This window comes from Streptomyces sp. NPDC093094 (genome assembly GCF_044754345.1).
Taxonomy (GTDB): Bacteria; Actinomycetota; Actinomycetes; order Streptomycetales; family Streptomycetaceae; genus Streptomyces.
Genome location: NZ_JBIVOX010000014.1, coordinates 135,065 through 154,413 on the forward strand (window position 1 = coordinate 135,065; position 19,349 = coordinate 154,413).

19 protein-coding genes are annotated in these 19,349 nt (G+C 72.5%); 15 read left to right on the forward strand and 4 right to left on the reverse strand.

Features of this window, described 5'->3' with window-relative positions; all coding sequences use genetic code 11:
- The first annotated feature begins 38 nt into the window (after positions 1 to 38).
- From ACIQGV_RS28080 to ACIQGV_RS28120, 9 genes are all read left to right on the forward strand, one after another.
- The gene (locus ACIQGV_RS28080; protein WP_402498968.1) at positions 39 to 656 is read left to right on the forward strand and encodes a riboflavin synthase; all 618 of its coding nucleotides are present in this window, start codon (positions 39 to 41) and stop codon (positions 654 to 656) included.
- Positions 653 to 1,294 carry a nicotinamide riboside transporter PnuC gene (locus ACIQGV_RS28085; RefSeq protein WP_402498970.1) on the forward strand — a complete coding sequence of 214 codons (642 nt, stop codon included), beginning with the start codon at positions 653 to 655 and terminating at the stop codon, positions 1,292 to 1,294. Before ACIQGV_RS28080 ends, ACIQGV_RS28085 begins: the two co-directional genes overlap by 4 nt.
- Complete coding sequence (locus ACIQGV_RS28090; RefSeq protein ID WP_402498972.1) at positions 1,291 to 2,580, forward strand: bifunctional 3,4-dihydroxy-2-butanone-4-phosphate synthase/GTP cyclohydrolase II; 1,290 nt, start codon at positions 1,291 to 1,293, stop codon at positions 2,578 to 2,580. Before ACIQGV_RS28085 ends, ACIQGV_RS28090 begins: the two co-directional genes overlap by 4 nt.
- 25 nt (positions 2,581 to 2,605) lie before the next feature.
- Entirely contained in the window at positions 2,606 to 3,091 is a 486-nt protein-coding gene (gene ribH / locus ACIQGV_RS28095) for a 6,7-dimethyl-8-ribityllumazine synthase (protein WP_402498974.1), read from the forward strand.
- 34 nt (positions 3,092 to 3,125) lie between these two features.
- Positions 3,126 to 3,398: a phosphoribosyl-ATP diphosphatase gene (locus tag ACIQGV_RS28100; RefSeq protein WP_029383007.1), complete on the forward strand. Its 273-nt coding sequence runs from the start codon at positions 3,126 to 3,128 to the stop codon at positions 3,396 to 3,398.
- 52 nt (positions 3,399 to 3,450) lie between these two features.
- Positions 3,451 to 4,299, forward strand: coding sequence for an ATP phosphoribosyltransferase (gene hisG, locus ACIQGV_RS28105; protein ID WP_402498976.1), 849 nt, complete (start codon positions 3,451 to 3,453; stop codon positions 4,297 to 4,299).
- Between the two features lie 14 nt (positions 4,300 to 4,313).
- Positions 4,314 to 4,769 carry a PH domain-containing protein gene (locus tag ACIQGV_RS28110; protein WP_402498978.1) on the forward strand — a complete coding sequence of 152 codons (456 nt, stop codon included), beginning with the start codon at positions 4,314 to 4,316 and terminating at the stop codon, positions 4,767 to 4,769.
- Positions 4,770 to 5,028: 259 nt separating this feature from the next.
- Positions 5,029 to 6,354 (forward strand): hemolysin family protein, encoded by a 1,326-nt coding sequence (locus ACIQGV_RS28115; protein ID WP_402498981.1) that lies wholly within the window; start codon positions 5,029 to 5,031, stop codon positions 6,352 to 6,354.
- Positions 6,351 to 7,460 carry a hemolysin family protein gene (locus ACIQGV_RS28120; protein WP_402498983.1) on the forward strand — a complete coding sequence of 370 codons (1,110 nt, stop codon included), beginning with the start codon at positions 6,351 to 6,353 and terminating at the stop codon, positions 7,458 to 7,460. Before ACIQGV_RS28115 ends, ACIQGV_RS28120 begins: the two co-directional genes overlap by 4 nt.
- Positions 7,461 to 7,591: 131 nt before the next feature.
- Here ACIQGV_RS28120 and ACIQGV_RS28125 read toward each other — a convergent pair whose 3' ends face one another.
- Both ACIQGV_RS28125 and ACIQGV_RS28130 read right to left on the reverse strand, forming a co-directional pair.
- A complete protein-coding gene (locus ACIQGV_RS28125) occupies positions 7,592 to 9,460 on the reverse strand; it encodes an AAA family ATPase (RefSeq protein ID WP_402498985.1) in 1,869 nt (622 codons plus the stop codon).
- A gap of 462 nt (positions 9,461 to 9,922) precedes the next feature.
- Positions 9,923 to 10,522 (reverse strand): uridine kinase, encoded by a 600-nt coding sequence (locus ACIQGV_RS28130; RefSeq protein ID WP_402498986.1) that lies wholly within the window; start codon positions 10,520 to 10,522, stop codon positions 9,923 to 9,925.
- Positions 10,523 to 10,705: 183 nt separating this feature from the next.
- Between ACIQGV_RS28130 and ACIQGV_RS28135 the strand changes: the two genes are divergently transcribed.
- From ACIQGV_RS28135 to ACIQGV_RS28145, 3 genes are all read left to right on the forward strand, one after another.
- Positions 10,706 to 12,073: a peptidase C39 family protein gene (locus ACIQGV_RS28135; RefSeq protein ID WP_402498989.1), complete on the forward strand. Its 1,368-nt coding sequence runs from the start codon at positions 10,706 to 10,708 to the stop codon at positions 12,071 to 12,073.
- A 74-nt stretch (positions 12,074 to 12,147) separates the two neighbouring features.
- The gene (locus ACIQGV_RS28140) at positions 12,148 to 12,288 is read left to right on the forward strand and encodes an SCO1431 family membrane protein (RefSeq protein ID WP_402498990.1); all 141 of its coding nucleotides are present in this window, start codon (positions 12,148 to 12,150) and stop codon (positions 12,286 to 12,288) included.
- Positions 12,289 to 12,373: 85 nt separating this feature from the next.
- On the forward strand, positions 12,374 to 13,033 hold the full coding sequence (locus ACIQGV_RS28145; protein WP_402498992.1) for a TetR/AcrR family transcriptional regulator: 660 nt from the start codon (positions 12,374 to 12,376) through the stop codon (positions 13,031 to 13,033).
- A 37-nt stretch (positions 13,034 to 13,070) separates the two neighbouring features.
- Here the strand turns inward: ACIQGV_RS28145 and ACIQGV_RS28150 are convergent, their stop codons facing one another.
- Entirely contained in the window at positions 13,071 to 14,294 is a 1,224-nt protein-coding gene (locus ACIQGV_RS28150) for a glycoside hydrolase family 18 protein (RefSeq protein WP_402498994.1), read from the reverse strand.
- Positions 14,295 to 14,648: 354 nt separating this feature from the next.
- On the opposite strand from ACIQGV_RS28150, the gene ACIQGV_RS28155 reads away from it, so the two are divergent.
- Entirely contained in the window at positions 14,649 to 15,821 is a 1,173-nt protein-coding gene (locus ACIQGV_RS28155; protein WP_402498996.1) for an acyl-CoA dehydrogenase family protein, read from the forward strand.
- Between the two features lie 470 nt (positions 15,822 to 16,291).
- Here the strand turns inward: ACIQGV_RS28155 and ACIQGV_RS28160 are convergent, their stop codons facing one another.
- Positions 16,292 to 16,729 (reverse strand): hypothetical protein, encoded by a 438-nt coding sequence (locus ACIQGV_RS28160; protein WP_402498998.1) that lies wholly within the window; start codon positions 16,727 to 16,729, stop codon positions 16,292 to 16,294.
- Between the two features lie 289 nt (positions 16,730 to 17,018).
- Here ACIQGV_RS28160 and ACIQGV_RS28165 point away from each other — a divergent pair, with 289 nt between their 5' ends.
- Both ACIQGV_RS28165 and ACIQGV_RS28170 read left to right on the forward strand, forming a co-directional pair.
- Complete coding sequence (locus tag ACIQGV_RS28165) at positions 17,019 to 17,459, forward strand: Lrp/AsnC family transcriptional regulator (protein WP_402499000.1); 441 nt, start codon at positions 17,019 to 17,021, stop codon at positions 17,457 to 17,459.
- 45 nt (positions 17,460 to 17,504) lie between these two features.
- Positions 17,505 to 19,118, forward strand: coding sequence for an amidohydrolase (locus tag ACIQGV_RS28170; protein ID WP_402499002.1), 1,614 nt, complete (start codon positions 17,505 to 17,507; stop codon positions 19,116 to 19,118).
- Positions 19,119 to 19,349 lie beyond the last annotated feature (231 nt).

The window sequence follows — 19,349 nt, forward strand, 5'->3', positions numbered from 1 at the left end:
CCGGAGTCCGTGCCCGAAGAGGCAGGAGGACCCGGGAAGTGTTCACCGGAATCGTCGAAGAGCTGGGCGAGATCACCGCCGTCGAGACCCTCGACGACGCCTGTCGCTTCCGCGTGCGCGGCCCCGTCGTCACCGAAGGCGCGCAGCACGGTGACTCCATCGCCGTCAACGGAGTGTGCCTCACGGTCGTCGACCACGAGGGCGACGAGTTCACCGCCGACGTCATGGCCGAGACCCTCAAGCGCTCCAGCCTGGGCGTCCTCACCGCAGGCTCCCGCGTCAACCTCGAACGCCCCACCGCCGTGGGTGCCCGCCTCGGCGGCCACATCGTGCAGGGCCACGTCGACGGCACGGGCAGCGTCGTCGCGCGCACCCCCTCCGAGCACTGGGAGATCGTGAAGATCTCCCTGCCCGCCGACCTCACCCGCTACGTCGTCGAGAAGGGCTCCATCACCGTCGACGGCATCAGCCTCACGGTCGTCGAGGCCGGACCCGACTACTTCACCGTGAGCCTGATCCCCACCACCCTCGCCCTGACCACGCTCGGCCACAAGCAGCCCGGCGACCCGGTCAACCTGGAGGTGGACGTGATCGCCAAGTACGTCGAGCGCCTGCTCACGGCCGGCCAGGGCGAGAACCGGGGCGAGGACCGGTGAACTGGCTGAACTCCGAGGCGTTCGTCCTCTTCGACCAGCACATCATCTGGTCGGACATGGCCGGCAACGTCTTCGGCCTGGTCGCCCTCGCCCTCGGCTGGCGCCGCTCCGTGTGGACCTGGCCCGTGCAGTTCCTCGCCGGCCTGATCCTCTTCGCCGCCTTCTACGGGCACCTCACCGGCAGCGCCGGCAAGCAGGTCGTCGTCATGGTCGTCGCCCTGTACGGCTGGTGGCAGTGGAACCGCGGCAAGGGGCAGGACGAGGACGGCCACATCTCCGTCCGCTTCGCCACCTGGCGCGAACGCGGCGCGATGATCGCCGCGGCCGCCGCCGGCACCGTCGCCGTGGCCCTCCTCTTCAAGGCGTACCCGTCCCTGTCCTGGGACCCCTGGCCGGACGCGTACATCTTCGTCGGCACCGTCGTCGCCATGTACGCCCAGGCCCGCGGAATGGTCGAGTTCTGGTTCGCCTGGCTGCTCGTCGACCTCGTCGGCGTCCCGCTGAACTTCGCCAACGGCTACGCCTTCTCCGGTTTCGTCTACGTCATCTACGGCGCGCTCGTCCTGTGGGGCATGCGCGACTGGTGGCTGCGCTCCCGCAGGGGCCCGCGGCCCGCCCTGGAAGGAGCGCCCGCATGAGCACCGCATCGATCCTGTACCCCGGCGACGACCTGGACGGCTTCCGGCTCGACCCCGTCGAGCAGGCGATCGCCGACATCGCCGCCGGCCGCCCGATCGTCGTCGTCGACGACGAGGACCGCGAGAACGAGGGCGACCTCGTCGTCGCCGCCGAGCACGCGACCCCCGAGATCGTCGCCTTCATGATGAGCGAGTGCCGCGGCCTGATCTGCGCGCCCATGGAGAGCGACGAGCTGGAGCGCCTCCGGCTGCCGCAGATGGTCGCCGACAACACCGAGTCGATGCAGACCGCGTTCACGGTCTCGGTGGACGCCTCGGCCGCCCACGGGGTGAGCACCGGCATCTCCGCCGCCGACCGCGCGACCACGCTCCAGCTCCTCGCGAGCGGCACCGCCGAGCCCGGCGACTTCGTCCGCCCCGGCCACATCTTCCCGCTGCGCGCCAAGGCCGGCGGCGTCCTCACCCGCAACGGCCACACCGAGGCCGCCGTCGACCTCGCCCGCCTCGCGGGACTGCGCCCGGCCGGCGCCATCGTCGAGATCGCCGGAGAGGACGGCCGTATGCTGCGCCTGCCCGAGCTGATCCCGTTCGCCCGCAAGCACGGTCTGACGATCATCTCCATCGAGGACCTGATCGCCTACCGCCGCTCCAGCGAGCCCACCGTCCGCCGCGAGGCCGAGACCCGGCTGCCCACCGTCCACGGCACCTTCACGGCGTACGGCTACCGCTCCACCGTCGACGGCGTCGAGCACGTCGCCCTCGTCCACGGCGACCTCGGCAACGGCGAGAACGTCCTGGTCCGCGTCCACTCCGAGTGCCTCACCGGGGACGTCTTCGGCTCCCAGCGCTGCGACTGCGGCCCCCAGCTCGACGCCTCCCTGGAACGCATCCAGGCCGAGGGCAGGGGAGTGGTGGTCTACCTGCGCGGCCATGAGGGGCGCGGCATCGGACTGCTGTCCAAGCTGCGCGCCTACGAGCTCCAGGAGCGCGGACGCGACACCCTCGACGCCAACCTGGAACTCGGCCTGCCCGCCGACGCCCGCGACTACGGCGCCGGGGCGCAGATGCTCAAGGACCTGGGTGTCGTCAGCGTCCGCCTGATGACCAACAACCCCGACAAGACCGACGCGCTCGTCCGGCACGGCATCGACGTCACCGAACGCGAGCCGATGCCCGTGACCGCGGGCGAGCACAACCTCCGCTACCTGCGCACCAAGCGGGACCGGATGGGCCACGATCTGCCCTGGCTGGACACGCCCGCCGTGTCCACCTGCGGCAACCAGTAAGCAAGCACCGAGGAGACAAGAGAACGTGAGCGGCAAGGGCGCACCCGAACTGTCCGTACGCAACGTGGGCGACCTGCGGGTCGCCGTCATCGCGGCGCAGTGGCACGAGAAGGTGATGGACGGACTGGTGGACGGCGCCCTGCGCGCCCTGCACGACCTGGGCATCGACGAGCCGACCCTGCTGCGGGTCCCCGGCAGCTGGGAGCTCCCGGTGGTCGCCAAGGTGCTCGCCGGCCGCGGCTACGACGCGATCGTCGCCCTCGGCGTCGTGATCCGCGGCGGCACCCCCCACTTCGACTTCGTCTGCCAGGGCGTCACCCAGGGCCTGACACAGGTCTCCGTGGACACCGGCGTCCCCGTCGGCTTCGGCGTGCTCACCTGTGACGACGAGGCACAGGCCCTGGACCGGGCCGGTCTGGAGGGATCCAGCGAGGACAAGGGGCACGAGGCGGTCACCGCCGCCGTCGCCACCGCGGCCACCCTGCGTTCAGTATCTGAACCGTGGCACTGAGCGGTACCGGGGAGCGCGTAGGGTGAGGACCACCATGTCCAAGAAGACGTTCGAGGAGCTGTTCACCGAGCTCCAGCAGAAGGCCGCCCACGGCGATCCCGCCACCTCCCGCACCGCGGAACTGGTGGACAAGGGAGTCCATGCCATCGGCAAGAAGGTCGTCGAAGAGGCCGCCGAGGTCTGGATGGCCGCCGAGTACGAGGGCAAGGAGGCGGCGGCCGAGGAGATCTCGCAGCTGCTGTACCACGTCCAGGTGATGATGGTCGCCCGGGGCATCTCCCTCGACGACGTCTACGCCCACCTGTAAGCAACACCCCGACAGCCGCAGAACACCCCTTCACGCAAAGGAAGCCGACCTCATGCTGCGCATCGCCGTCCCCAACAAGGGTTCCCTCTCAGGCCCTGCGGCGGACATGCTGCATGAGGCCGGCTACCAGCAGCGCCGCGAGTCCAAGGAGCTGCAGATCGTCGACCCGGAGAACGAGGTCGAGTTCTTCTACCTCCGTCCCCGCGACATCGCGATCTACGTCTCCTCCGGCCGCCTCGACATCGGCATCACCGGCCGCGACCTGCTGATCGACTCCGGCGCCAACGCCGAGGAGATCCTGCCGCTGGGCTTCGCCCGCTCCACCTTCCGCTACGCCACCAAGCCGGGCACGGCCGGCGGCGTGGAGGACCTCAAGGGCATGACGGTCGCCACCTCCTACGAGGGCATCGTCGCCAAGCACCTCGCCGACAACGGCGTCGACGCCGCCGTCGTGCACCTCGACGGTGCCGTCGAGACGGCCATCGAGCTGGGCGTCGCCGAGGTCATCGCCGACGTCGTCGAGACCGGCACCTCCCTGCGCAACGCGGGCCTGGAGGTCTTCGGCGAGCCGATCATGAAGTCCGAGGCCGTCGTCGTCCGCCGCACCGGCGCCGACACCGAGGACCCCAAGGTCCAGCAGTTCCTGCGCCGACTCCAGGGAGTCCTGGTCGCGCGCACCTACGTGATGATGGACTACGATATCCGCGCCGAGCACCTGGAAGCGGCTGTCGCCATCACCCCGGGCCTGGAGGGCCCCACCGTCTCCCCCCTGCACAACGAGGGCTGGGTCGCCGTGCGCGCCATGGTGCCGACCAAGGAGGCGCAGCGGATCATGGACGACCTGTACGCGATCGGCGCACGGGCCATCCTCACCACCGCCATCCACGCCTGCCGGCTCTGAGAGACGGCCCCGGCATGTCCAGCGTTCCCGCTCTTCCCGTCACCTTCCGGCCCGCCCGCACCCGTGCGGTCCTGCTCACCGCGGCCGCGGCCATCTTCGTGGTCGTCTCGGCGATCGCGCTGCTGCTCGACCGTCTCGGGCCCGGCGAGCGGCTCAGCTTCGTCGTCACCGCGGCGATGCTGTCCGGCGTCGTGCTCATGCTGGCCCGGCCGAAAGTCGTCGCCGACGAGACGGGTGTGACGATCGTCAACTTCGCCGGCACCCGCCGCCTGGCCTGGGCGGAGATCGTGCAGGTGAACCTGCGCGTCGGGGACCCCTGGGTGTTCCTCGACCTCAGCGACGGCACCAGCCTGCCCGCCATCGGCATCCAGCCCGGCATCGCCAAGGAGCAGGCCATCGCCGACGCCCGCGCCCTGCGGGCGCTGGTGGAGGCCCGCTCCGGCAACGGCCCCGAGGGGTCCGGGAGCTGACCTCGGGGGCGGCTCGGGGCGATCCCGGGGCCGACTCCGGGACGTCGCCCCTGCCGCACCGGCCCGTGTCTTGATTAATCTGGTGGCGGAGGCGTTTTCGCTGCGCCTCCGCCCCTGTGGCACCGCCCGGTGCACAGGGGTTCCTGCTACCCGAGGAGTGACTCCCTCCGGCGATGGACGGATCGTCCTGCAGTACCTGCGCCGCCCCCTGCCGACATAGCACGGACCCGGTCCGCGCTCATGCCCAGGCGGCGGCATCATGACCGCCCCCCTGCTGCTTCTGGCAGCCGCATTCGTGCTCATCCTGGCCAACGGGTTCTTCGTGGCCGCCGAGTTCGGCCTGGTGACCGTCGAGCGTCCCGAGGCCGAGAAGGCCGCCGCCGAGGGCGACCGCCGCGCCCGTACGGTCGTGGAGTCGCTGAAGGAACTGTCCTTCCAGCTCTCCGGCACCCAGCTCGGCATCACCATCACCTCCCTCGTCGTCGGCATGCTGGCCGAACCCGCCCTGGCCGAGCTGCTCGGCGGGCCGGTCACCGCGCTCGGCGTCCCCGAGGGCGCCGTCTCCGGCGTGGCGGTGGTCGTCGGCATGCTGCTGGCCTCCGCCGTGCAGATGGTCGTCGGCGAACTGGTCCCCAAGAACTGGGCCGTGTCCCGGCCGATGCAGGTCGCGCGGTTCGTCGCCGGCCCGCAGCACGCCTTCGCCCGGTTGTTCCGGCCGGTGATCGCCGGGCTCAACGCGGTCGCCAACCGGCTGGTGCGCGCCCTCGGTGTCGAGCCCGCCGAGGAGCTGGCCTCCGCCCGCACCCCCGGCGAGCTGGTGTCCCTGGCCCGCCACTCCGCGCAGGCCGGCGCCCTGGAGCAGGACACCGCCGACCTGTTCGTGCGCACCCTGTCGCTGGCCGAGCTGACCGCCCAGCACGTGATGACCCCGCGCGTGAAGGTCAGCGCGCTCCAGTCCACCGCCACCGCGGAGGACGTCGTCAACCTCACCCGTGCCACCGGTCTGTCCCGCTTCCCCGTGTACCGGGAGAAGATCGACGAGATCGTCGGCATGGCCCACCTCAAGGACGCCCTCGCCGTGCCCGTGCACGACCGGCTGCGCACCCCGGTCGCCCGGATCGCCCGGCCCGCGCTGCTCGTCCCCGAGACCCTGCCGGTCCAGCCGCTGCTCGCCCGGCTGCGCAGCGAGCAGCCCATCGCCGTCGTGGTCGACGAGTACGGCGGCACCGCCGGGGTCGTCACCCTGGAGGACATCGTCGAGGAGATCGTCGGCGAGGTCCGCGACGAGCACGACGGCCACGACATCCCCGAACTGGCCCCCGCCCCCGCCGAGGACGGCAGGCCCGCCTGGGACGTGGACGGCAGCTGCCGCGTCGACACCCTCGCGCGCATAGGTCTGGAGGTCCCCGAGGGCCCCTACGAGACCGTCGCCGGACTCGTCGCCGATCTGCTGGGCCGTATCCCGGCCGCCGGTGACCGGACCGAGCTGCCCGGCTGGCGGCTGTCCGTGCGCAGGGTCGGCCACTACCGCGCCGAGCGGGTGCGCCTGGTGCGGACCGCCGCCGTGCGGGAGGCGGCCCGATGAGCGTGCTGCAACTGCTGTTCGCCGCACTGCTGGTGCTGGCCAACGGCTTCTTCGTCGGCGCCGAGTTCGCCCTGGTCTCGGTGCGCCGCAGCCAGATCGAACCCCTCGGCACCGCCCGCGCCCGCCAGGTGCTGTACGGGCTGGAGCGGCTGCCGCGGATGATGGCCGCCGCCCAGTTCGGCATCACCATGTGCTCCCTGACCCTGGGCGCGGTCGCCGAGCCGACCGTGGCGCATCTGCTGGAGCCGGTCTTCGAGTGGGTCCATCTGCCGCACGGCATGGTCCATCCCCTCGGATATGTCATCGCGCTCGCGGCCGTGGTCTTCTTCCACCTCGTCATCGGCGAGATGGTCCCGAAGAACCTCGCCATGGCCGCCCCGGAGAAGACCGCGCTGTGGCTCGCCCCGGGGCTGGTCGCCTTCGCCCGGCTGTGCGGGCCCGTCACCCATGCCCTCGGCGCCTGCGCCCAGGCCGTCCTCAGGCTGTTCCGCGTGGAGCCCAAGGACGAGGTGGAGGCGGTCTTCACCAGCGTGCAGCTGGGCCGGCTGGTCGAGGACTCCGGACAGGCCGGGTTCCTCGACCCAGAGGAGCAGGAGCGGCTGGAGGACGCCCTGGAGCTGGGCTCCCGCCCGGTGACGGACGTGCTGCTGAGCCGGGAGTCTCTCGTCACGGTCGGACCGTCGGTCACGCCGGGCCGGATCGTGGAGCTGACCGCGCGCACCGGCTACTCCCGCTTCCCGGTCGCCGCGGAGAACGGCGCCTTCATGGGCTACGTGCACATCAAGGACGTCCTCGACCTGGAGGACTCCGACCGGGCCGTCCCGCAGCACGTCTGGCGTCATATGACGACCCTGCGCTCGGAGCTGCCGCTGGACGACGCCCTGACGGTGATGCGCCGGGCGGGCACCCATCTCGCCCAGGTCGCCGACGCCTCCGGCCGGGTGCTCGGCCTGGTGGCACTGGAGGACGTGCTGGAGCTGCTGGTGGGCGAGGTCCGCGACCCGGCGCACCGGCAGCAGCCGCCCGAGGACCGGCGGCCGACGTCCGAGGTGCGGGTCACCGAGCCGCGGGTCAGCGGGACCCAGGAAGAGGCCCTGGCCACCTGACCCGCCGGGCCGTCGGCCCTCCGGCTCCCGCGGCCGACGGCCGCGTCCCCGGCCGCCCGGCTCACCGGGCCGGCGGTCATGCGGTTTCGGCCGTCGGCCGTCCGGCTCACCGGGCCGGGCGGCCGTGAGCCTCACATGGCCGAAGGGTCGTGCGGCCCCCGGCCCGACAGGACCTCGCCGTACGCCTGCATCAGGTCGGGGAGCCGCAGGGTCGCCAGGTCGTCCCGGGTGAGCGTGCCGGGATAGGCGGACAGCCGCAGATCCCGGTACGCGCAGCTCTTCTCGTACAGCGTGCGCAGGAACCGGCCGTTGCCCAGCTCGTCGATCCAGCCCTGGTCGACGACGTGCCCGGCGATGGAGCGCAGCTCCTCCAGAGCCTCCTCGTCCCAGACGTCGCCGTTCTCCGCGGCCAGCACCTCGCCGATCGAGGTGAGTTCGAGCGGCCGGTAGGACGGGAAGTCGACGCGGGTGGTGAAGCGGGAGGACAGGCCCGGGTTGGCGGCGAGGAGGCGGTCCATGCCCTCCGGGTAGCCCGCCAGGATCACCACGAGATGGTCGCGGTTGTCCTCGGCCCGCTTCAGCAGGACCTGAAGGGCCTCGTCGCCGTAGGCGTCGCCCTTGCCGTAGCCGGAGTTGGACAGCGAGTACGCCTCGTCGACGAAGAGGACCCCGCCGAGCGCGGAGTCGATGAGCTCGTTGGCCTTCACGGCGGTCTGGCCGAGGTACTCGCCCACCAGGTCGGCCCGCTGGGCCTCCACGAGATGGTCGCCGCCGAGCAGACCGAGGGCGTAGAAGACACGGCCGAGGATCCGGGCCACCGTGGTCTTGCCGGTGCCCGAGGGGCCGGAGAAGACGAAGTGCCGCTTGGGCGGCTGGACCGGCAGCCCCTGACCGGCCCGCAGCCGGGCCATGTTCAGCTGCGCCGACAGCGCCTTGACCTGACGTTTGACCGGTTCCAGTCCCACCATGCGCTCCAGTTCGGCGAGCGCCTCGTCGAGTAACGCGGGATCCGTGGGCCCGGCCGGCAGCGACGTGGACTGCACCGCGGCCTTCTGCCGTGCCGCGGGGTCGGCCACCGACGGCATGGGCGGGACGGGCGGAGGCAGATCCGGCTCGGGCAGTCTCAGGTCGCGGGCGTCCGTGCCGAACAGCGGGTCGAAGACGTCGATCCCGTCCACGCTGTCCTGCCCGGCACCGGTGAGGGTGATCGCCGCGAGGTCGGCGGCCTCGTCGAAGCCGTCGCCCTCGGAGATGGCCGCGAGACGGGCCGCGGTGTCCATGAAGGCGGGGTCGACCCGGTGCACGGCCCGGTACAGCGGCAGCGCCGCCGCCGAACGGCCCGTGCCCTCGTGCGCCCGGGCCAGCCAGTAGCGCAGCTCCTTGCGCTGCGGCTGCTCGCTGCGGCAGCGCATCAGCGCCGCGGACAGCAGGGGCTCGGCCTGTCCGTACATCTCCAGCCGGACCCGGGCCATGCCGCCGAACAGCCCCGCCTCGATGCCGAGCAGCGGATCGTCGACGAGCGGGTCGGTGTGCCGTACGAGCTGCTCCCAGTCCTTGACCAGATAGGAGCGGCAGGCGTGCAGGAAGCGCACCTGGGCGTCGGTGTCCACCGGCGGCAGCCCCGCCAGCGCCCGGTCCAGCTCGGGCACATGACGGCCGTCCAGCCAGTGGGAGGCGTGGGCGAGCAGCAGATCGCGGGGGCTCTCCAGCACGGGCTGCACCCACCAGCCCAGCCAGTACCAGGAGTTGAGGGCGCGCGCATGCCGGGCGCGCTGCTCGCCGAAGCGGTCGCGATGCCGGAACATCCGCAGCAGCGCGGTCGTCGTGTCGACGCGCAGCGCGTGCAGCCCGAGCCAGCCGTCCGCCATGCCGGGGTCGAGCCGTACCGCGGTGCGGAACTCCTCCTCCGCCTGCGGATAGGCGCCCATGGTGTAGGCATCGACCCCGCGCAGCCAGGCGAGGTCGGCCGGGCCCTCCGGACCCTGCATGCCGAAGTCCATCCGTCCCCCACAAGCCGTGCCCCCGCTGGTTCACCGCCGGGCCCTCACCCGCCGGCCGCACCGCTCGAACCACTGTGCCGCGGACCGGAGTTGATCTGCGTGCGGCAGCCGTCCGAAGGTCGCGCCGAGGGCATCGTACCTGCGCCGGTGTCGCCCGCCGAAGGGTGCGGTACCGGCCGTTCGGTCAGGAAGGAGTGGAAGGGGGCGCGTGCGGCGCGGTCACCGAGGGTGATCGATCGGCGCCTCACGGCGCTCGGTGAGCGGTGTGAGGGCAGAACGAAGCCCCCGATCACGGGGGAACAACCGGGGGCTTCGCGTCTGCGGGTGCCCCCTGACGGGGCGCACATTGAGAACGTAAGACCTGTACGGGCCACCGGTCAAGCGGAGTTGAGGCACTCCCGGAAGTTCCGGCACGGCGCTCTTCACAGCTTCACCACATTGTCTACAGCCGTTCACGGAGCGTCACGGAATGCTGTCCACAGCAGGCCCTGGCAGCACCTCGTACCCCTCCGGCACCTGCCGCACCAGCAGATGCGCATACGGTCGCGAGGGGTCTTCGGCGAAATGCCGAAGCTCCGCACGGACCCATCCCTCCCAGAACGTGCGCTGCTCCTCGCCGTCGCGCGCCCGCCCCCGGGCCCACGCCTCCTCCTGCGGCATGTCCATCCACAGCAGCCGCGCCAGATGCGGCCGCAGCGCGCGGCGGCCCGCGCCGACCCCCTCGACGAGGACCACCTCGGCCGGCGGCAGCGCGCGCGGCGGCCCGAAGCCGCGGGCGTGCCAGTCGTAGGGGCGGTACACGGCCCGTCCGGCGTGCTCCAGGGGCTCGATCACCTGCGCGCGCAGCCGGCCGGTCCAGTCGAAGAGCTCCTCGTGCGTGGCGATGTCGTCGAGGCGCAGCACCGGAGCCCCGCCCAGCGCCTCGGCGAGCCGCCGGGCGAAGGTGGACTTCCCCGAGCCGGCGTGCCCGTCGACGGCGATCAGCCGGACGGGGCCGAGGGACGGCGGCAGGGCGCGCAGCCGGCGGGCGAGGCCGGCGAGCGGGGGCGGGAGGGGATGCACCCTTCCATCATCGCCAATGCGCAGGCCCGGCTCCGTCCCAGGTCGTGCCAGTGGTCGAAACCAATATTGGTGGGCGCGGCATGGCCCGAAGTGCTGGCTGGACAGGGCGCCTTTGGCCATAGTTGGCGGACGCAGCCATGCGTCGGGCCCGCCCCGACCCGGACACCTGGGGGTCATCCACCCATGAGCAGAGCCGAACAGCCGTCCCGCAGAACCGTGCTGGCCGCGGCGGTCGTCGCCGCCGTCGTCACCGGCGCGGGCCGGACGGCGGCCTCCGCCGCGACCGGCCCGGACGCCGCCGGTCCGCTGCGGGCCCCGGCCCGACTCGTCGACAACCACGCCTGGACCACCTTCACCGACTGGCGCTCCGGCACCGCGCACGGCACCCGTGCCGTCGCCGGACTCCGCCCCGGCCTCGTCCTCGCCGTTCCGGCCGGCACCACCGACTACACCGATCCCCACACCGGCACCACCTCCGCCTGGGAGTACGCCACCTGGACCTCCCCGGTCCACCGGCTCACGGTCCCGGCGACCGAGGTCATCGCCTCCTGGAACGCCGACACCCCGGCCGGCACCTGGATCCAGGTGGAGCTGAAGGGCACGTACTCCGACGGCACGGACACGCCCTGGTACGTCATGGGCCGCTGGGCGGCGGGGGACCAGGACATCCGCCGCACCTCGGTCGACGACCAGGGCGACGGCAGGAGCAGCGTCTGGACGGACACCTTCGCCGTCGACGACGCCTCCACCGGTCTGCGCCTGGCCTCGTACCGGCTGCGGCTGACGCTCCACCGCCGGCCGGGCGGCGGGGCGACGCCCACGGTGTGGCGGCTCGGCGCGATGGGCTCCGACGTCCCCGACCGCTTCACGGTGCCGGCGTCCGCGCCCGGCACCGCGAAGGAGCTCGCCGTCCCGCGCTACTCCCAGAACATCCACGTCGGCCAGTACCCCGAGTACGACAACGGCGGCGAGGCGTGGTGCAGCCCCACCTCCTCGCAGATGATCGTCGAGTACTGGGGCGGCCGGCTCACCGAGGAGCAGCTCTCCTGGGTCGACCCGGCCTACGCCGACCCGCAGGTGTGCCACGCGGCCCGCCACACCTACGACTACCAGTACTCCGGCTGCGGCAACTGGCCGTTCAACGCCGCCTACGCCGCCACCTTCCCCGGCCTCCAGGGCGTGGTGACCCGGCTGCACTCCCTCACCGAGCTGGAGACGCTGATCGCCGCGGGCATCCCGGCCATAACGTCCCAGTCCTTCCGCGCGGACGAGCTGACCGGCGCCGGATACGGCACCTCCGGGCACCTGATGACCGTGATCGGCTTCACCGCCGACGGGGACGTGATCGCCAACGACCCCGCCTCGCCGGACAACGCGGCCGTGCGCCGGGTCTACCGGCGGCGCGAGTGGGAGAACATCTGGCTGCGGACCAAGCGGTACAACGCCTCCGGCAAGGTCGTCGGCGGCACCGGCGGCGTCTGCTACCTCTACTTCCCGGCCCGTCCGACCGCGCGGCAACGCCGGGCCCTGGAGGCGGTGGGCGTGCGCTGAGCGGGGCGGCATCCGGGGCGGCTGTGACCAAGCTCTCGGCCGCAAAAGCCGCCCCGGGTGGCAAGGTGGACACCATGACCACGAACGCAGTCGCCGCCCGCGCGGCCACGGGCGGCCCCCGGGACGACGACGGCCCCGAGATCCTCGAGCACGTCATGGGCTGGGTCCTGGTGCTGGTCGTCGCGGTGTTCGTGACCCGGCTCGGCCTGCTGTGAGCGGGTTCCGACCGCTGTGACCTGAACCACCCATGGCCTGACATACTGCGGGTGTCCCGCCGCCCGTTGGATATCAGGTTCGAAATTGAACATCAGTCACCAGCGTGACGCCGCCCGCCCGCCGGTGCGCGGCACCGACCGCTCGCTGGCGCGCCGCGCCGAACTCATCGCCATCGGGCGGAGGCTGTTCGCCGACACGTCCTACGACGCGCTCTCGATGGACGACATCGCCCGGCAGGCCCATGTCGCCAAGGGACTGATCTACTACTACTTCCACTCCAAGCGCGGCTACTACCTGGCCATCGTCGAGGACTCGGTCGCCGAGCTCGTCGGCTTCGCCGCCAGCGGCGTCGAACTGCCCGCGGTGGACCGGGTGCACCGGACCATCGACGGCTATCTGCGCTACGCCGAGCACAACCACGCCGCCTACCGCACCATCGTCAGCGGCGGAGTCGGCTTCGACGCCGAGGTGCACGCCATCCGCGACGAGGTGCGCGAGGCGATCGTGGCGACCATCGCCGAGGGCGCGTACGGCCGGATCGAGATCACGCCGACGGCCCGGATGGGACTGCTCGGCTGGGTGTGCGGCGTGGAGGGCGCCACGCTGGACTGGATCGACCGCCCCGGCCTGTCCCGCGACAGCATGCGCGAGCTGCTGGTGAAGATGCTCGGCGGCACCCTGCGCGCCATCGAGGAGCTGGACCCGGCCCACCCGGCCCCCGAGCCCGCCCGCCGGGAAGCGTAGGAAGGGCGGGGGACGCGCCCCCGCCCCGGTGCGAGACTCAGTTGATCGCCCTGATCAGCTCGCCGTTCGCGGTGTCCCCGCTCAGTTCCCAGAAGAAGGTGCCGCCCAGGCCCTGGCCGTTCTTGTACGCCATCTTGGTGCCGATCGTCGCCGGGGTGTCGTAGCTCCACCAGTTGCTGCCGCACTTGGCGTACGCGGTGCCGGCCACCGTGCCGGTCGCCGGGCACCTGGTCTTGAGCACCTTGTAGTCGTCGATGCCCTGCTCGTACGTCCCCGCCGCCGGACCGGTCGCGGTGCCGCCGGGCGCGGACTGAGTGACCCCGGTCCAGCCGCGGCCGTAGAAGCCGATGCCGAGCAGCAGCTTGGAGGCCGGGATGCCGAGCCCCTTGAGCTTGGCGATCGTGGCCGAGGTGTACATGTTCGCCTTGGGGATGCCGCTGTAGGAGTTCAGCGGCGAGTGCGGCGCAGTCGGACCGGCGGCGTCCCAGGCGCCGAAGTAGTCGTACGTCATCGGGTTGTACCAGTTGACGTACTGGGCCGCGCCCGCGTAGTCGGCGGCGTCGATCTTGCCGCCGGCCGTGGCGTCCGCGGTGATCGCCGCGGTGACCAGGTTGCCGGAGCCGAACTTGGCGCGCACGGCCTGCATCAGGTTCCTGAAGGCCGCCCGGCCGCTGGTGTCGCAGCTCAGGCCGCAGGTGTTGGGGTACTCCCAGTCGATGTCGATGCCGTCGAAGACGTCGGCCCACCTGGAGTTCTCGACCAGGTCGTAGCAGGACTGGGCGAAGGCCGCCGGGTTGCGGGCCGCCTCGCCGAAGCCGCCCGACCAGGTCCAGCCGCCGAAGGACCACAGGATCTTCAGGTTCGGGTGGAGTCTCTTCAGCTTGCGCAGCTGGTTGAAGTTGCCGCGCAGCGGCTGGTCCCAGGTGTCGGCGACGCCGTCCACCGACTCGGCGGCGGTGTAGGCGCGGTCGGTGGCGGCGTAGGCGTCGCCCATGGCGCACTTGCCGCCGGTGACGTTGCCGAAGGCGTAGTTGATGTGGGTGAGCTTCGCGGCCGAGCCGGAGGTCCTGATGTTCTTGACGAAGTACTTGCGGTCGTAGGTGCCCCATTCGGTGAAGTAGCCGACGACCTTGGAGCCGGCGGCGGCCTCGGCGGCGGGGGCGGCGGTGGTCGCGGTGGCGGGGCCCGCGCCGGCGAGCAGTCCGGCACCCAGGACGGCGCCGCACACGGCGGCGACCAGGGAACGCAGGGGGGTTCGCATCGGTGTCTCCTCGTGGGGGAGAGGGGGACATGCCCCGGCGCGCGTCCCTGCCGGGCACGGGATCGTGGTTGGCATGAACGCGATGAATGCCGGTGATCCGACACCGTAGGAGGACTAGACCAGTGCGGTCAATGGTGCGGACCAATCCGGATCGGCGGACAATGGTCTGAAGTGAGCGGTCGTTAACCAGTGACGTGCCGCCTTCGATCAGGCATACTCACAGCGCCGAGCCGCTGGTCAGCAGCTTCCGAGACCCGGAGGTGCGAGCATCGGAACAGGCACCCAGAAGACCAGGCGGAGCCGCTCCCACGACGGGCCGCGCCGCCCGTGCCCGAAAGGGAGGAGAGCGTCGCCATGCCCGACCGCGCCCCGCAGCCGGTGGACCGTCAACTGCCCACGGACGAGGCCAGGGATCTGATCTCACTCGTCCGTGACATCGCTCAGCGCGAGATCGCGCCGGCGGCGGCCGAGGAGGAGGAGGCCGGGCGCTTCCCGCGCGAGGTCTTCACCCTGCTCTCCCGCTCCGGACTGCTGGGCCTGCCCTACGACGGCGAGTACGGCGGCGGCGAGCAGCCCTACGAGGTCTACCTCCAGGTCCTCGAAGAGCTCGCCATGGCCCGCCTCACCGTCGGCCTCGGGCTCAGCGTGCACACCCTGGCCTCCTACGCCCTCGCGGCCTACGGCAGCAAGGAGCAGCAGGTCGAGCACCTGCCCGCGATGCTCGGCGGCGGCCTGCTCGGCGCCTACTGCCTGTCCGAGCCGGCCTCCGGCTCCGACGCGGCCTCCCTGCGCACCAAGGCCGTGCGCGACGGCGACGACTGGGTGCTGACCGGCACCAAGGCGTGGATCACCCACGGCGGCATCGCCGACTTCTACACCGTGATGGCCCGCACCGGCGAGGACGGCCCGCGCGGCATCACCGCGTTCCTGGTGCCCGGCGACGCCGCAGGGCTGAGCGCCGCCGCGCCGGAGAAGAAGATGGGCATGAAGGGCTCGCCCACCGCCCAGGTCCACCTCGACGGCGTCCGCGTCCCCGACGGCCGCCGCATCGGCCAGGAGGGCCAGGGCTTCTCCATCGCCCTGTCCGCGCTCGACTCCGGGCGGCTCGGCATCGCCGCGTGCGCCATAGGCGTCGCCCAGGCGGCCCTCGACGAGGCCGTGTCCTACGCGAGCGAGCGCCGCCAGTTCGGCAGGCCGATCGCCGACTTCCAGGGCCTCAGGTTCATGCTCGCCGACATGGCCACCCAGATCGAGGCGGGCCGCGCGCTGTACCTGGCGGCGGCGCGGCTGCGCGACGCCGGGCTGCCCTTCGCCAAGCAGGCGGCCATGGCCAAGCTGCACTGCACCGACACCGCCATGAAGGTCACCACCGACGCCGTGCAGGTCCTCGGCGGATACGGCTTCACCGCCGACTTCCCGGCCGAGCGCTACATGCGCGAGGCCAAGGTGCTGCAGATCGTCGAGGGCACCAACCAGATCCAGCGGATGGTCATCGCCCGTCATCTCGCGGGCCCGGAGACCCGCTGAACTGACCGGGACGGACCGCGGGCGCCACGAGCCGTACCCACTCCGGGTCGTGGCGCCCGGGCACCGTACGGCCGCGGTCGGCCCAGGCGCGCAGCAGGTCCCGGTAGATGGGCGGGTCCGCGGGCGGCTGGGGCGCCGGCGTCTGCGCCGGCGCCGGCGCCTGCAGAAGCGGAACCGATTCTGCGCTCCCCGGGACGAGCACTCGGCGCTGACGTCCGGTCGTGGCATGGAGAAGGAGGGCCATACCGGGCCAACGCCGGTGGCGGCCTCCGGGTCACCGGCCGCCCTAATCGGCCGTGAGTTCGTGCCCGTCCCGCCTCTTCGGTCCGCGTCCGTCCCGCCCCTTCGCGCGCGGCGGGCATGCCGGAGAGGCGGCCCTGCCGCCGGATCCGGGCACACTGGTCCCGCACCACGGCAGCCTGCGGCCGTGGTGCAGGTCGGTCAGGGAGAACTGGGCCGGTTCTCGCCGCTCAGGCGGCGTGACGGCGCATCGCGGGGACCCGCATCGGGCGCGAGCCCGGGCCGCCGACGTGCGAGAAGGGCTGCATCCGCCAGTCCAGACCCTGGGGGAGCGTCAGGAGCAGGGCGGTGTCCTGCTCCTGCGGCTGGCCGGACTCGTCGGCCGGACGCGCCTCGCCGGCGCTGCGGCCGGTGCCCGTGCACACCGTGAGCCCGAACGGGTTCCACGGCGACGCGCACAGCGCGTGCTCCGGCAGGACCTCCTCGTCCGCCAGCAGGGCGATGGGCTGTGCGCAGTCCGGGCAGATCACCCGGTACATCTCGAAGGTGTCGTACGCGTCGTCGAGGTCGTCGTCGAAGGCGTCGGGTTCGACACCCTCCGGCTCGGGCTCGATGACCAGATGCTGCCGCTTGGGCGCGGTTCGACCAGGACGCTTCACACTCTGCATGGGACTCTCCCCCTCGGGCTGGGCCGCGACGGCGCTGCGGTCTCGACCACAGCAAGCACTTCCCGTCCGGCATCCGAGGTAATCACGAGAACATCACGCACGTCACCCCCTGGCTGTGGCGTTCGTCACACGGGGGTCCGGGCGGCCTGAAATCGGCGTGTCGCGCCCCCGAATCGCTCCGACGGTCCTCCGGCGGTCCTCCGGTGATCCTCCGGCAGATCACGAACCGGGCATGACCGGGGCCGTCGAGGTATCCGAAGAGATCAAGCGCACTGTAGGTTCTTGCGCCATGGAGGAGCTGGACCGTCAGATCGTGCAGCTGCTCGTCAAGGACGGGCGGATGAGCTACACAGACCTCGGCAAGGCCACGGGCCTGTCCACGTCGGCCGTGCACCAGCGGGTGCGCCGGCTGGAGCAGCGTGGTGTCATCCGCGGCTACGCGGCAGTGGTGGACCCCGAGGCCGTCGGGCTGCCCATGACCGCGTTCATCTCGGTCAAACCCTTCGACCCCAGCGCCCCCGACGACATCTCCGACCGGCTCGTCGGCGTGCCCGAGATCGAGGCGTGCCACAGCGTCGCCGGCGACGAGAACTACATCCTCAAGGTCCGTGTGGCCACCCCTCACGAGCTGGAGGGGCTGCTGGCCCGCATCCGGTCGCTCGCGGGTGTCTCGACGCGTACGACGGTCGTGCTGTCGACCCCGTACGAGGCACGCCCCCCGCGCATCTGACGCCCTGCGTTCGGGGCGGGAGGGGCGAGGCGCGAGACTGTTCCCATGAGTGAGCGCACCGCCCCGCCCCAGACCGTCCTGCTCCGCCGCGGAGAGGTCCACAGCCCCGCCGACCCGTTCGCCACCGCGATGGTCGTCGAGCACGGCCAGGTCGCCTGGGTCGGTTCCGAGGGCGCGGCCGACGCCTTCGCCGACGGCGTCGACGAGGTCGTCGACCTGGACGGGGCGCTGGTCACCCCCGCGTTCACCGACGCCCATGTGCACACCACCGCCACGGGGCTGGCCCTGACCGGGCTCGATCTGTCCCGGGCCCGGGACCTCGACGAGGCCCTCGCCCTCGTGCGGCAGTTCGCCGCGGCCCGCCCCGGCGACCGGGTCCTGCTCGGCCACGGCTGGGACGCGGCCCGCTGGCCCGGCGGCCGCCCGCCCACGCGCGCGGAGCTGGACGAGGCCACCGCGGGCCGCCCCCTCTACCTCTCCCGGATCGACGTCCACTCGGCCGTCGTCACCACGGCGCTGCTCGACCTCACGCCCGGCCTCGCCCGCGGCACCGACGGCCCGCTCACCGCCGACGCCCACCACGCCGTACGGGCCACCGCCCTGGCCGCCGTCGACCCGGCGCAGCGCGCCGAGGCCCAGCGTGCCGCCCTCGCCCACGCGGCCTCCCTCGGCATCGGCTCGGTCCACGAGTGCGGCGGCCCGGACATCTCCTCCGAGGACGACTTCACCGCACTGCTCCGCCTCGCCGCCGGAGAGCTCGGCCCCCGGGTCGTCGGCTACTGGGCCGAGCAGGGCGAGGAAGGGGTCGCCAGGGCCCGTGAACTGGGCGCCGCCGGTGCCGCGGGTGACCTCTTCGTCGACGGCGCCCTCGGCTCCCACACCGCCTGTCTGCACCAGCCCTACGCCGACGCCGGCCACACCGGCACCGCCTACCTGGACGCCGACGCCGTCGCCGCACACGTCGTCGTCTGCACCGAGGCCGGACTCCAGGCGGGCTTCCACGCCATCGGCGACGCCGCCGTGAGCGCCGTCGTCGAGGGGATCCGCGCCGCCGCCGACAAGGTCGGGCTCGCCCGCGTCCGGGCCGCCCGGCACCGGATCGAGCACGCCGAGATGCTCACGCCCGAGGCCGTCGCCGCCTTCGCCGAGCTGGGCCTGACCGCGTCCGTGCAGCCCGCGTTCGACGCGCTGTGGGGCGGCGAGGACGGCATGTACGCCCAGCGGCTCGGGGCGGAGCGGGCCCGTACCCTCAACCCGTTCGCCGCCCTGCTGCGCGCCGGTGTCCCGCTCGCCCTGGGCTCCGACAGCCCGGTCACCCCGCTCGACCCGTGGGGCACGGTCCGGGCCGCCGCCTTCCACCGCACGCCCGAGCACCGCGTCTCCGTGCGTGCCGCCTTCACCGCCCATACGCGGGGCGGCTGGCGGGCCGTCGGCCGCGACGACGCGGGCGTCCTCGTGCCCGGAGCGCCCGCGGACTACGCGGTCTGGCGCACCGGAGACCTGGTGGTCCAGGCCCCCGACGACCGGGTCGCCCGCTGGTCCACCGACCCCCGCTCCGGCACCCCCGGCCTGCCCGATCTGACGCCCGGCGGGGAGCTGCCGGTGTGCCTGCGCACGGTCGTGGGAGGGCGGACGGTGTATGTACGGCCGGGCGAGTGATCCACGGCGGCAGCCCCGTCCCGGCACCGTCCGGCAGTCCGCCGCGCGACCTGCGCAGCCTCCCCCGCCGACCAGCGGTTTCCTGACGAATGCGCAGGTCGGACGGCTGTTGACAGGCGACGGTCCGGGGCCGGTAGGTTCGGTGGAGTCCACCACAGGACGTCCGGCCGGGGCGCGTCCGCGCAAGGAGTGCGCAGTCGCCGCCGCGCCAGGACGGTGTGCCGCTCCGGG

What these genes read in the sequence shown, in the direction of transcription:
- ACIQGV_RS28090 (WP_402498972.1), top strand. Translation starts at nt 1,291, where the DNA reads ATGAGCACCGCATCGATCCTGTACCCCGGCGACGACCTGGACGGCTTC.
- ACIQGV_RS28100 (WP_029383007.1), top strand. Translation starts at nt 3,126, where the DNA reads ATGTCCAAGAAGACGTTCGAGGAGCTGTTCACCGAGCTCCAGCAGAAG.
- hisG (WP_402498976.1), top strand. Translation starts at nt 3,451, where the DNA reads ATGCTGCGCATCGCCGTCCCCAACAAGGGTTCCCTCTCAGGCCCTGCG.
- ACIQGV_RS28110 (WP_402498978.1), top strand. Translation starts at nt 4,314, where the DNA reads ATGTCCAGCGTTCCCGCTCTTCCCGTCACCTTCCGGCCCGCCCGCACC.
- ACIQGV_RS28115 (WP_402498981.1), top strand. Translation starts at nt 5,029, where the DNA reads ATGACCGCCCCCCTGCTGCTTCTGGCAGCCGCATTCGTGCTCATCCTG.
- ACIQGV_RS28120 (WP_402498983.1), top strand. Translation starts at nt 6,351, where the DNA reads ATGAGCGTGCTGCAACTGCTGTTCGCCGCACTGCTGGTGCTGGCCAAC.
- ACIQGV_RS28125 (WP_402498985.1), bottom strand. Translation starts at nt 9,460, where the DNA reads ATGGACTTCGGCATGCAGGGTCCGGAGGGCCCGGCCGACCTCGCCTGG.
- ACIQGV_RS28135 (WP_402498989.1), top strand. Translation starts at nt 10,706, where the DNA reads ATGAGCAGAGCCGAACAGCCGTCCCGCAGAACCGTGCTGGCCGCGGCG.
- ACIQGV_RS28140 (WP_402498990.1), top strand. Translation starts at nt 12,148, where the DNA reads ATGACCACGAACGCAGTCGCCGCCCGCGCGGCCACGGGCGGCCCCCGG.
- ACIQGV_RS28150 (WP_402498994.1), bottom strand. Translation starts at nt 14,294, where the DNA reads ATGCGAACCCCCCTGCGTTCCCTGGTCGCCGCCGTGTGCGGCGCCGTC.
- ACIQGV_RS28155 (WP_402498996.1), top strand. Translation starts at nt 14,649, where the DNA reads ATGCCCGACCGCGCCCCGCAGCCGGTGGACCGTCAACTGCCCACGGAC.
- ACIQGV_RS28160 (WP_402498998.1), bottom strand. Translation starts at nt 16,729, where the DNA reads ATGCAGAGTGTGAAGCGTCCTGGTCGAACCGCGCCCAAGCGGCAGCAT.
- ACIQGV_RS28165 (WP_402499000.1), top strand. Translation starts at nt 17,019, where the DNA reads ATGGAGGAGCTGGACCGTCAGATCGTGCAGCTGCTCGTCAAGGACGGG.
- ACIQGV_RS28170 (WP_402499002.1), top strand. Translation starts at nt 17,505, where the DNA reads ATGAGTGAGCGCACCGCCCCGCCCCAGACCGTCCTGCTCCGCCGCGGA.